General features: G+C 41.2%; 12 protein-coding genes. 6 read left to right on the top strand and 6 right to left on the bottom strand.

Features of this window, described 5'->3' with window-relative positions:
- Window positions 1–288 (top strand): hypothetical protein (locus V7L20_RS10660; protein WP_334744039.1); only part of this gene is annotated, 288 nt, incomplete at its 5' end.
- A gap of 271 nt (window positions 289–559) precedes the next feature.
- On the opposite strand, the gene V7L20_RS10655 is transcribed toward V7L20_RS10660, so the two are convergent.
- The 4 genes from V7L20_RS10655 to cysS form a co-directional block, all read right to left on the bottom strand.
- Window positions 560–1,906 carry a TldD/PmbA family protein gene (locus V7L20_RS10655; protein ID WP_334744038.1) on the bottom strand — a complete coding sequence of 449 codons (1,347 nt, stop codon included), beginning with the start codon at window positions 1,904–1,906 and terminating at the stop codon, window positions 560–562.
- A 120-nt stretch (window positions 1,907–2,026) separates the two neighbouring features.
- Window positions 2,027–3,466, bottom strand: coding sequence for a TldD/PmbA family protein (locus V7L20_RS10650; RefSeq protein ID WP_334744037.1), 1,440 nt, complete (start codon window positions 3,464–3,466; stop codon window positions 2,027–2,029).
- A 127-nt stretch (window positions 3,467–3,593) separates the two neighbouring features.
- Window positions 3,594–3,896, bottom strand: coding sequence for a four helix bundle protein (locus tag V7L20_RS10645; RefSeq protein WP_334744036.1), 303 nt, complete (start codon window positions 3,894–3,896; stop codon window positions 3,594–3,596).
- A 7-nt stretch (window positions 3,897–3,903) separates the two neighbouring features.
- Window positions 3,904–5,403: a cysteine--tRNA ligase gene (gene cysS, locus V7L20_RS10640; protein ID WP_334744035.1), complete on the bottom strand. Its 1,500-nt coding sequence runs from the start codon at window positions 5,401–5,403 to the stop codon at window positions 3,904–3,906.
- A gap of 247 nt (window positions 5,404–5,650) precedes the next feature.
- Here cysS and V7L20_RS10635 point away from each other — a divergent pair, with 247 nt between their 5' ends.
- From V7L20_RS10635 to V7L20_RS10615, 5 genes are all read left to right on the top strand, one after another.
- The gene (locus V7L20_RS10635; RefSeq protein ID WP_334744034.1) at window positions 5,651–6,766 is read left to right on the top strand and encodes a CobW family GTP-binding protein; all 1,116 of its coding nucleotides are present in this window, start codon (window positions 5,651–5,653) and stop codon (window positions 6,764–6,766) included.
- 310 nt (window positions 6,767–7,076) lie between these two features.
- A complete protein-coding gene (gene dtd / locus V7L20_RS10630) occupies window positions 7,077–7,520 on the top strand; it encodes a D-aminoacyl-tRNA deacylase (protein WP_334744033.1) in 444 nt (147 codons plus the stop codon).
- Between the two features lie 113 nt (window positions 7,521–7,633).
- A complete protein-coding gene (gene psb28, locus V7L20_RS10625) occupies window positions 7,634–7,975 on the top strand; it encodes a photosystem II reaction center protein Psb28 (protein ID WP_334744032.1) in 342 nt (113 codons plus the stop codon).
- A gap of 178 nt (window positions 7,976–8,153) precedes the next feature.
- On the top strand, window positions 8,154–8,657 hold the full coding sequence (locus tag V7L20_RS10620; protein WP_442943525.1) for a MogA/MoaB family molybdenum cofactor biosynthesis protein: 504 nt from the start codon (window positions 8,154–8,156) through the stop codon (window positions 8,655–8,657).
- Between the two features lie 141 nt (window positions 8,658–8,798).
- Complete coding sequence (locus tag V7L20_RS10615) at window positions 8,799–10,553, top strand: diguanylate cyclase (protein ID WP_334744031.1); 1,755 nt, start codon at window positions 8,799–8,801, stop codon at window positions 10,551–10,553.
- A gap of 358 nt (window positions 10,554–10,911) precedes the next feature.
- Here V7L20_RS10615 and mraY read toward each other — a convergent pair whose 3' ends face one another.
- Both mraY and V7L20_RS10605 read right to left on the bottom strand, forming a co-directional pair.
- Window positions 10,912–12,003: a phospho-N-acetylmuramoyl-pentapeptide-transferase gene (mraY, locus tag V7L20_RS10610; RefSeq protein ID WP_334744030.1), complete on the bottom strand. Its 1,092-nt coding sequence runs from the start codon at window positions 12,001–12,003 to the stop codon at window positions 10,912–10,914.
- A 199-nt stretch (window positions 12,004–12,202) separates the two neighbouring features.
- A complete protein-coding gene (locus tag V7L20_RS10605; protein WP_334744029.1) occupies window positions 12,203–12,439 on the bottom strand; it encodes a DUF3134 domain-containing protein in 237 nt (78 codons plus the stop codon).
- Window positions 12,440–12,618 lie beyond the last annotated feature (179 nt).

Below are 12,618 nucleotides of genomic sequence, written 5' to 3'. Positions count from 1 at the left end.
GGCGCATGGACTAGTTTTGACAAATATCCACGTCAGCTTGGTGATGTTAACGGTGATGGTCGTGATGATATTGTCGGTTTTGGAAATGATAATGTCTTGGTCTCTTTAGGTCAAAGCGATGGCACTTTCGGTTCGGTGTTTGTAGGTTTGAACAATAATTTTACTGTCAAAGATGGTGCATGGACTAGCTTTGACAAATATCCACGTCAGCTTGGTGATGTTAACGGCGATAGCCACAATGATATTGTCGGTTTTGGAAATAGTGATGTCTACGCCGCTCTAGGTTAATAGGATCACCCTTCTCATAAGTAATGCTTTGTTTGTCATTGGCTCCAATGTCACCTCCCCGTTAGAGTAGATTTCTAGGTTCTATCGCGCCCCTTATGCTAAAGTGACTTACGCTATTATTAAATACCAAGCTAGAAAACTGCAAAACCCTTTCTGCATAAGGATAACACGTTTAAAAAAGCATTGGATTTAATATTAGGAACCATAAAGGGAGCGATAGAACCTATTTATACCTATTAGCTTTTGATTTCCTGTCAGCAGATAATTACGATTACAAAGTATATGTAAAATCATTTACTAGCATACCGGGAACTAAACTACCTCCAAGTTGGCGACTTTCATAAGTACCTACTTCGGGAATAAACTCCTGAAAATTGGTCAAATCTACTAACTTATCTCCCCAGAAGCGATAGAGACTTTCGTCAAAACGTAAGTTTTCAATAGGAGCAAGAATTTCTCCGTTCTCTACCCAAAAACAAGCATAACGAGTCATACCTGTGATTCTACCAGTGTGGCGATCGCTCCAATTCAAGTAATGCAAATTAGATACATATAATCCGGTATCTAAACTCGGAAGAATCTGCTCAAATCCTAAATTTCCAGTATTCACTTCTGGCGCTCGTAAAGTCTCTGAACCATTAGCACCGTTAGCAATTTTTTGATATTCCTTAGCAGTCCGAGAATTTACCAACGTATTTACTAAATGTCCTTTTTCTATTACAGTTAACTCCGGTGCTGCTATTTCTCCTAATTCATTAAATCGCGGCACTAATCCTCTTTGAAAGTTTTCTTTCAAACTAAATTTTGGAGAAAGTTGTTTTTCTTGACGTGATAAAGCAGCTAAAGCACTGTTTCCTTGTTGGATATCAGCTTCGCTGACTGCTCCCCAAGAAAGCATTGCTAATAAATCTCCAACAGCAGCAGGTGCAAAATAAGTTTTGTATTGTCCCCGTGGCAATTCTTTCACTGGGCGAGAAAGTAATTCAAGTTGCTTTTTAGCTTCGCTAATTTTGGCTATGTAAGCAGATTCATCCCAATCACTTCCTGCAAATGTTCCTTTAACTGCTTGTCCAGAGGTGGAAAATAGAGAATAATCTAAGGTAAAAGAATCAGTAGCAAACCAGTGTTTTTGTCCGTTAGAATCACCATAAGCTTTAATTACTATTCCCCCTGCATATATACCAGTAAAATCTAATTCAGCAACTAGTTTTAGCACAGTTGGTACTACTGCTTCCGCCGCCAACAACTTTCCAGAATGTATTTCCCGACTGATATTATTTCCTGATGGCAAAACTAGATATGGATCGATAGGTAGTAAAATAAGTTCGTCACGTAGTTCCTGCAAAGCAGTATATGCTAACTGCCAATCTACATCCCAATTTCCAGTTAAAGGAAACTGCCGAATACTGCTGCGTTGGTCTGCCATCAAAGTCAGTTCGATCCAACCATCAGCAACACAACCAGTTTGCCGCACTTTCGCGTGATTGAAACGAGTAAATTGACTTCTTTCACTGCTGAGTTTCACAGTAAATTGTTCACTTTCGACTTTTTTAATCAGTAAAGTTTCAATCAGTTGATTAAAGCTGATTTCTAAGGCAGATAATTTCTCAATTTTCATAAATATTAAATATTAATAGATAATAGGCGAGAAAGTTAGGAGTTAGGAGTTAAGAGTTGAAGACTTTTTTTAATTCAAAAATTTTAACTCCAAACTACTAACTCCTAACTATTGTATTTTTCAAGTTCCTCCACCAAAAACTTCGACATTAGCAAATACACAAACTGGTGAACCATGTCCTACCCAAATAGCCTGATTTGGTTCTCCTTTACCACAATAAGGAGTACCATACATTTGCCAGTTTGTCGCATCTCCTACTTGGATTAAGCTATGCCAAAACTCTGGTGTTGTGGCGCGATAGTTGGGATTACGAAGGGTTTTGGTAAATTTACCGTTTTCAATTAATTTAGCGTACTCGCAACCAAATTGGAATTTGTAGCGGCGATCATCAATTGACCAAGAACGGTTAGATTCCATGTAAACGCCGTGTTCTATGCCGCCAATAATGTCTTCAAAAGTGCCGTTTAAAGGCTCTAAATTCAAGTTACCCATGCGATCAATCGCGGGTCGATTCCATGAGGAAGCACGGGCACAGGCAACTCCTGCTACACCTGCTCTGGCTTGACTCTCCAGACTGCCTAAACCCCGTTGCAGTACACCTTCTTTAACCAAATATTCCTTTGTTGCTACAGCACCTGTATCATCAAAGCCATAGCTAGCAAATTCACCAGGCACAGTAGGATCAAAGCTAATATTCATCAGTGGCGAACCATATACTAGGTTGCCAAAATCACTTTTATTAACGAAGCTGCCGCCAGCATAGTTACGTTCATCTCCCAAAATTCGGTCAATTTCTAGAGGATGCCCGACACTTTCATGAATTTGCAGCATCATTTGGTCTGGGGCTAGAACTAAATTGGTACGGGTGGTTGGACATTCTTCTGCTGTCAAGAGTTCTACAGCTTGTTCGCCAATTTGCCACACCCGATGCCATAAGTTTTCTTGATTTAAAAGCTCTAGTCCGCCTTGGTAACAATTCGCTTGCAAACCGTTGCTGCTGCGCTGCTGTACAACCGCTCCATCTTGGGCAGTGGCTTTGTAATTAGTGCTTATAGATAGTATTTTTTGATAGACTTCTGAACCGTTGCTACTGACAAACCAACACTCTCTCTCGGTTGTGCTAGCACTGGCTATGGTTTGCACAATCTTGTCGTTAACTTTCAGCGTTTGGCAAATCCGAACCAGTAAATCGTTAATTTCTCCCGGACTTAAAGCATCTAATGGCTCAAGATATGGAGATTTATATTCACCAACAACTTTAGGACGCTCACTTTCACGGAAGGGATGTATCCACCATTCACTGGCTGCTAGTGCCTGTTTATAGGCTGTTTCGGCAGCAGCTTGTAAAGAAGATAGTTCTAGAGAGTTAGTTGCTGCATAACCCAGACAGCCATTTACCAAAACTTCCAGCATGGCTCCTACAGTGAAGGATTTGCCATTTAGTTGTGGTAAGCCGTCACGGACTGAACGGGTTGTAGAAGTCTCCTTTACGGCTCTAATACCAATCCAATCAGCAGAAATATCGAAACTAGCGATCGCTTTTTTGAGTTCAGACCACATAATTCAATTCAAAATTCAAAACTTGTACTGAGCGTAGCCGAAGTATTCAAAATTAATGAAGTTATTGTTGACGATTTTGTTTGGTTTTGACGACTATTGCGGCAATTATTTTGATTAACTCGTTAATTTAACCCAAAATTGGCAGTAGACGGTCTTCAGAAATCAACTCACTTGCAATTAGAAGTCTTAGCCAAGATTTGGTTTCCCTACCTTCTTTAAGAGCAATTTCTAGCTTGTGAATGAAATCGGCTGTACTCTGTGCCGATTGCGATTCTTCAATGTTCGCTCCAATCGACGTACCAGACTTAAGTAACTGTTGTGAGAGTGTTCGCCCGACTCCAGAACTTTCATTGAGTACCTTACAAAGGTTAATTATGCGAACAGAAAATTCAAATGTTCTATGTGTGATTTGTTTGTGGTTGTTCATCATTTTGAATTTAATTATTCCGATGCCAGCGTGTACCATCACGGCTATCAATTAGCGTAATACCTTCTGCTTGAAGTTCGTCACGAATGCGATCGCTTTCGGCAAAATTTTTGCCTTTACGTGCTTCTTGCCTTTGCTGAATTTTCGCTTCAATTTCCGCATCGCTTAAACCACTAGTCTTGTCAGGTTCCGCTTCTATCTTGGCTTCTAAACCTAAAACTCCAGCTAATGTGACAAGAGTTTGCCATTGACGCTGTAACTCATCAGGGGAAGTTTCAATTTTCCCTTCATGCACAAGAATATGCCCCTCACGACGCAATTCTTTGGCTAATTCAAACAGCACTGTTAACCCACCAGGAAAATTAAAGTCGTTATTTACAACTTCTTGAAAGCGTTTAATATCGGGATTGGGTACTGGGGACTTGTACTGAGCAAAGCCGAAGTATTGGGTATTGAGTATTGGGATATTTCCAGTCCCTAAATCCCAGCCGAGTTTTTTACCGTATTGGTAGCCGAAAAGTAAACCTTCTTTAATGGTGTGCCAACCGTTGGTTGCTGCGGCGATCGCTTCATCAGTAAAATCAATTGGTGTGCGATATTGAGCGGTTAGCACGAACAACCGCACTGCCATCGGGTCAACTCCTCGATCCAGCAATTCTCGAATAGTGATAAAGTTGCCCAAAGATTTGGACATTTTTTCACCATCTACCTTCACCATGCCGTTATGCAACCAATAACGCGCTAGGGGTTTTCCTGTCACAGCCTCAGATTGGGCAATTTCGTTTTCGTGATGAGGAAAAATTAAGTCAACACCACCTGCATGAATATCGATGGTATCACCCAGGCGATCGCGTACCATTGCCGAGCATTCTATATGCCACCCCGGACGACCTGCACCCCAAGGTGACTCCCAAGCTGGTTCTCCCGGTTTTGCTGCTTTCCATAAAGCAAAATCAAAGGGGTCTTTCTTTTTCTGATATTCTGGATCTTCTAAATTGACGCGATCGCTTTTCCCGGCTTGCATATCTTCTAATTTGCGTCCAGAAAGCTTGCCATACTCAGCAAACTGCCGCACTTCATAATATACATCGCCGTCAGCAGGGTAAGCAAAACCTTTATTTTCCAACTCATGAATTAACCGTTGAATACCATTCATCGTATGGGTAGCACGGGGATATTCATCAGCTTCTTTGATTCCCAACCGCGCCATATCTTCAAAATATGCTTTGATAAAGCGATCGGCTATCATATCCATTGATGAATGTTCAACACAGGCTCGATTGAGAATCTTGTCATCAATATCAGTAAAATTTTGGATATATCGTACTTCATAACCGATAAACTGGAGGTATCGGCGCACCACGTCCCAAACAATGCAAGCTCTAGCATGACCCAAATGGCAGTAGTCGTATACCGTCACGCCGCAGTAATACATCTTAACCTTGCCTGGTTCGACTGTTTCAAACGGTTCTTGACGACGGGTGAGGGTATTGTAAAGGGTTAGGGTCATAACAGAGTAATGCTGAAATAAGAAGATACGTAATAATAGGGTAAAGCAGCTGGGATGACAGTCCAGCATCCCTATGCTAGTACGTCACGGCAAAAATCAGCATACTATTGGACAAAATCTCAAAAGCTCAGAAATCAAGGGTTTTTGAATTTTGACTTTTGAATGCGTGAGTTTTGCGTAGCGGCGCTAGTGTTTTCTGGACTATCTGCGCTACATTACTATTTTTTGACTATTTGATAACAGCGCTATGCAATCAGCAGTTACACCCGAATCTTCGGCAATGGATACGCCCAAACAAGGAATGCCAGTAACAATTATTACGGGTTTCCTCGGTAGTGGCAAGACGACTTTACTCAATCATATCCTCAACAACCAACAGGGTTTGAAAACCGCCGTTCTCGTGAATGAATTTGGCGAAATTGGTATCGACAACGAGCTAATTGTTTCCACTGGTGAGAACATGGTGGAGCTAAATAATGGTTGTATCTGCTGCACTATTAACAATGATTTGGTAGATGCAGTTTACAAAGTTTTAGAACGCCAAGAAAATCTAGATTATCTAGTAGTGGAAACAACTGGATTGGCAGATCCGCTACCAGTAGCTCTAACATTTTTGGGCACAGAATTGCGAGATTTAACTCGTTTAGATTCGATTATTACTGTAGTAGACGCGGCAAATTACAGTCTAGATTTATTTAACTCTCAGGCGGCATACAGCCAGATTGCTTATGGTGATGTAATTGTACTGAACAAGACTGATTTGGTTGATGAAGCCACATTGAATGAGTTAGAAACAAAAATTAACGAAGTTAAGGAAGGAGCGAGAATTCTCCGCACCACGCGATCGCAAGTGCCACTTCCGTTAATTCTCAGTGTTGGTCTGTTTGAATCTGATAAATATTTTGACACAGTGGTCGATCAACACAACCATCACGATCATGAACATCACGATCATGAACATCACGATCACTCAACATGCGGTCACGATCATCACGATCATGACCACGATCACCACGATCATCACCATCATTCTGACCATTTAGAAAATGATGGTTTTACCTCCATCTCTTTCCAAAGTGACAAGCCTTTTTCGATTAGGAAGTTTCAGTATTTCTTAGATAACCAGCTACCTTCAAATATCTTCCGAGCGAAGGGGATTATGTGGTTTGATGAAAGTCCGAAGCGTCATATTTTCCACCTTTGCGGTAAACGTTTTACCTTGGATGATGATGAGTGGAAAGGTCAATTGAAAAACCAGCTAGTGCTGATTGGTCAAAATTTGGATCGTGAGACTTTAATTAGTCAACTCGAAAACTGCATTTGTCTACCTTCAAAGTCTCGCGCTAAAGGGTTTGGCAAGTAAAAGTTAGGAGTACAGACAAAGATTTTTCGCTTTTGTACAGACGCGAAAAATCTTTGTCTGTACAGGAGTTAGGAGTTAAATATTTGTTCCCAGGTAGAACCTGGGAATGCATTCCCAAAGACTCCACCATCAATTTTGAACAATGAAAATGAGATAATAGCGTAGGCGTAGCCCGTCGTAGACATCGCTTCCTGACTCCCCTGCATTTACGCGTGAGTCTTTCCTCAATAATTACGAATTACGTACAGCCCTTTGGGCATGAAAACAGCATAGCGGGGCGTAGCCCATTACGAATTACGAATTAGTTAAAATGCGCGTTGTTATCCAGCGAGTCAAATCATCTCAAGTTACAGTTAATGGTGAAATTATCGGTAAAGTTGGGCGGGGGCTAAATTTGCTCGTAGGCATAGCCAATACCGATACTGATATTGAAATCGACTGGATGGTGCGTAAGTGCTTGGAATTACGGCTGTTTCCTGACAAGGAAGGAGACGACCGTTGGCAAAAATCTGTACAAGAAATTGGCGGTGATTTGTTAGTAGTTAGTCAGTTTACCCTTTATGGTGACTGTCGCAAAGGCCGCCGTCCTTCTTTTGACCGTTCAGCCACTCCCCAATCAGCAGCAGATTTGTATAATCGTTTTGTTACCAAGTTAAAAGCTAGCGGTTTGTTGGTGGAAACAGGTCAATTTGGTGCAATGATGCATGTTACAATCGAAAACGATGGCCCAGTCACTTTGTTACTTGAAAAATAAGTAATTTAAGTACATACACTGAAAAAATGAATAACAGTAGCCTCTAGACCGTGGTGTTCTAATTGATGAGAGAATATTAAATTAACCATCACAAAAGTTTAAATTCAGTCATCATGGCGAAAATTCAGTTTTCTAGAGGTCTTGACGAAGAAGTAACTCCAGAGGTGCGCTTGACGCGATCGCGCACTGGTGACAGTGGCACAGCGACGTTTATTTTTACTAATCCAAAGATTTTAGATCAAGGTAGCACCGAAGATATTACCGGGATGTACCTGATTGACCAAGAAGGAGAGATAATTACCCGTGAAGTTAAAGCTAAATTTATCAACGGGAAACCGGAAGCATTAGAAGCACTTTACGTGATGAAATCTGCCCAAGAATGGGATCGCTTTATGCGCTTCATGGAACGGTATGCTGAAGAAAACGATCTGGGACTGAGCAAAAATGAGGCATAGGGGAGCCAGTGCGTTGCGGAGGTTCCCGACGCTCGAGGACTCGCTAACGCTGCGCTATCCGTTGAAGCAACTGGCGTCATAGAGCATTGGGCATGGGGCCATCGGTAATTATTGTCATGCCCATGTGCCATTCGCCATGCCCAATTATCCACGATCAAAAGTTCATGACTGAGCTATAATGCTACAACCCCACCCAGACTCGCGTAGAATTACGGTAACTTGTGCTGTGGTTACTGTCAGCGATACACGCACTTTTGAAACAGACAAAAGTGGCCAGCTAATTCAGCAGTTACTCCTTGATGCTAACCATGCTGTAGGAGCTTACACAATTATCAAAGATGAACCAACACAAATTCAAGAGCAGATAGAAAATCTAGGTAAAAGCTCAAATTTGAATGCTGTAATTTTCACTGGTGGTACAGGCATTGCACCAAGAGATACTACTTATGATGCCATTGAAAAGTTACTAGAGAAAACCTTACCAGGATTTGGTGAGTTATTCCGTTTTTTAAGTTATCAAGAAATTGGTTCGCGGGCGATCGCTTCTCGCGCTGTTGCTGGTGTTTATCAAAATAAATTAATCTTTTCGCTTCCCGGTTCTAGTAATGCTGTGCGGCTGGCAATGGAAAAACTGATTTTGCCCGAACTCGCTCACTTAGTAAGTCAGGTTTATAAAAGATGAAATCAGGAGCCTTTGAGAAAGTTATTATAATAATTTTTGTAAAACTAATACATCACGCATTAAACTCATCCCTTCTGTATATACATTTTGAGGATACCAGAATTATAGTGAAACGGATGAAATGTTAATATCAGGTCAGTAATGGAGCCTATTTACTGGAATTGCATAATTGCTCACGGCATCACTGCATTTTCATACTTTGGCATCCCTATAGTAATAGGGGTTTTCTTTGCCAAAACTAAGGTAACTATCCCTTTTAAGTTTTGGTTAGCCTTTTTCTTATCAGGTGGATTCTTACTATTTTGCGGATTTCATCACTTTCTAGCAATCTTTGAGTCACATATAGCAGTGTCGCTGCTGCACTTAGGTGTACTCGACTTAATGGCGCTTATTTCTTTGTGTGCCTTACTCTACCTGATGCCAACCGCTTATCAAATTCTAGATGCGATCGCCAAATCTCAAGAAGACACCTGCGAACTTCAACGCAGTCAGCAGATACAACGGCTATTCCTAGATCAGGGCCCCTTTGGAGCCTATATCAAAGATGAGCAATCTAGAGTGCTTTACTACAACCAAGAGCTACAGTGTAGATTTTCGGTAGATCCACAAGAATGGTTGGGGAAAACAGATAGTGAATTCTTGCCAGATCCAGAAGAGGGACGGCGGGTTATGGAAAACGATCAAGTCGTTTTGAAAACTCTACGCCCTTTAAAGCTGATTGAAGAGGTAAAAATACCTGGTAATGATCAGCCGTGCTACTGGCTATCGTTTAAGTTTCCCTTTAGCGACTACGCAACGGGCGCTTGTCGTATCGGTGGGATCAGTTTCGATATTACAGAATCTATAGAAGCACAGCGATCGCTCACCGAGCTAAATCGGCAGCTAGAAGAAAAAACACAAAAATTAGAGGTAAAAAAACAGGAACTTATATATCTCTCAGATATGGCAGATATGCTTTATTCCTGCGAGTCTGAAGATGAAGTGTATCAAGTGGTCGCTTTAACCTGTTCCAAGCTGTTTCCTAATATGAGTGGTTGTATCTATATAATTGCTAATTCTAAGAATTATGTTCAGATGAATAGTTTTTGGGGAGATGAAAGAACTAGTAAAGAAATATTTTCCCTATCTAAGTGTTGGGCATTGCGGAGAGGGAAATTAAACCTTTTATCGCCTCATAATTCAGGACTAATATGCAATCACTTAATAGAGCCTGTTAGCGGCACACATTTATGTGTTCCCTTGTTTGGACAAGGCGAAGTAGTTGGGATCTTACACATTTATGCGCTTGAAGAAATCAGTCCAGAAGCTCAACAAATTACTGAGATTATTGCTAGAACCTTAGGCATTGCACTAAATAATCTCTCGATCAAACAACGTCTAACCTATGATAACTTGCGGGATGGGATGACCCAACTATTCAATCAAAACTATATGCAAACCATAACGGAACAGAGACTAGCGGAGGCTGAACGGTCGGGAGAAACTCTTAGTGTTATTTTCCTTGATATCGATAACTTCAAATCTTACAACTCGCGCTATGGGCATTTGACTGCCAACATTGTTCTCCAGGGATTAGCAAAACTGCTGTTAAAATCTATTCGCTCTTTTGACATTGCTTGCAGATGGGGTGGTGAAGAATTTGTGATTGTGATGCCTAATATGACACTGGAAAACCTCAGGAAGCGAGTAGAACAACTCAGGACAGATGTTGAACAAATGCAATTAAAGGACGGCGATCGCATTCTCGAAGGCATTACTGCTTCTTTTGGAATAGCTGTATCAGAACCAGGGATTACAGTTAAAGATTTTCTGAATCGGGCAAATCAAGCGATGCTTGAGGCAAAGCGAACAGGCAAGAATCGGGTTATGGAGTATGTAAACACGTATAATTCGTAATTCGTAATTTAATCCGCTTGAGTTAAGAGAATATTTGAAAAGTATTTGGCTGTAATTTTAGGAATTTATTGATCTCCCTTAATCGAACTACATTGACCGGAATTAAGTAGGTAGTTGTAAATAATTATCGTCGGGATAAAGCAGGGGGCAGTGTTTCGACTACGCTCAACAACCGGGCAGGGAGCAGGGGAAAAAAGAGTTTGAGCCTTGTTTATTTTTCTTCACACAGTTCGGTTTTTTTATGCCCACCTACTTAATAATTAAAAAATAACTCCCTGATGATGTGGGAGTTGTCATTTTGTATTCGGGTAATTTTTTAAAACATTTAGAATGGTGCGATGCCTGCGGTGGGCTGCGCCTACGCCAAACAGATTGCAGCCAAAATAGCAGCGATGACATAAAATACTCCAACCACTTGTAATTCTGACCAGCCAGTGAGTTCTAAATGATGGTGTAAAGGTGCCATTTTGAAAAGGCGCTTGCCTTTGCCATCAGAACCTTTAGTGGCTTTGTAATAACTTACCTGTGCCATTACTGAAAGGGTTTCTACAAAGAAGATACCACTGAGAATGAACAGAGCTACTAAGGTGTTTGTCAATAGGGCTACAGCCGCTAAAGCGCCGCCCAGTGCTAAAGAACCAGTATCTCCCATGAAAACGCAGGCTGGATTACGGTTATGAGCTAAGAAACCTAAGCACCCACCACTTAAAGCAGCACAGAAAACCATCAAGCCAGGTGCTGTAGGTGCGACTAAAGCACCTAATGCCAAAAGTGCGATCGCTACTGTTCCTGCTGCCAAGCCATCAATGCCATCTGTTAAATTAGTCGCATTACTTTCTGCAACTAGCACAAAACCTGCTAAAGGCCAAAATAGGAACCCCAAGGGAAGTGTGAAGCTCACCCAAGGCAAAGCAATATTTGTAATATTGGAAGGTTGATTAAACATCAGCCATAAACAAAACATTGCCGCAAAAGCCACCTGCAAAGCCAGTTTCGTTCCAGGAGATATACCTTTATTTGATTTACGGCGCAGAATTTGCCAATCGTCGAGCCAGCCAATTAATCCGTAGCTGATTGTCAAAGCCGAAACTGCAAGCACCTCTTTAGCAAAGTTAGATAATATACAGGCAATTATCACACCTACAGGGATAAAAAATATACCTCCCATTGTTGGCGTGCCTGCCTTTTTTAGATGGGCTTGGGGGCCATCTTCACGGATTACTTGTCCAGTTTTGAGTGCTTGAAGTAGGGGTATTACCCAATAACCGATGATACCTGAACCCATAGCACACAACAGCAGTGGCAGGGTTAACGACATACTTTGCCAGGGTAGCCTATTGGCCATCAAATCCAATAAAAAGGCTGTTGTAGCTAGCCCTACGGCTAATAAAGAGGCTAGAGCGATTCCAGAAATATTTAAACCTTGCTCAGAAGATAATTTAGCGTCCACAGAAGTTTCCCTTCACTCCACACTTATAAAATTCAATCTCAGCAACTAGGAATACTACTAAGTTCCTAGTACAGCACGGCGGAAATAAACATACCATTTCAAATGGTGCAAAAGCGCAGAATACGATTTTTTGACTTTTGACTTTTAACTGTTGACTTTTAACTATTGACTTCCGCCTTGCAGTAGTTGCCTAAAAAGGCTAATCCTCGGCAATTCCTATATTGTCATCATCATCAAGGTCGTAGCCAATCCCATCTTCTACACCCATTAGGGAGTCTATTTCTTCTTCGTCATCTTGAAAATCCGGTTCGTGAACGTCACGCGCGATGATCCGGCCGTTAATTTGCAACCAGTCCAACAAAGAGGACTCTTGCTTTAAGGGGATGACATCGGCTCGCTGATTACGGGGTACTTCACGTAATGGAGAATTCAACATATCAAGGAGGACAAGAAAAGGTTTACGTAAGTTGACATTTAGAGTCTATCACTTGACACGGATTAATTTAGTTATCTTTTCAACCCTTTAATTAATAAATCCGCATTCAGATAGAAATTTTTTATTTAATAGGCGTATAGCTTACGCAAAGCGTTTATTTAGTAATTTTTATGGCTCTA

Origin of the sequence: Nostoc sp., from assembly GCF_036916735.1 — a bacterium.
GTDB lineage: Bacteria > Cyanobacteriota > Cyanobacteriia > Cyanobacteriales > Nostocaceae > Nostoc.
This window is presented reverse-complemented; position numbering and strand designations above follow the sequence as displayed.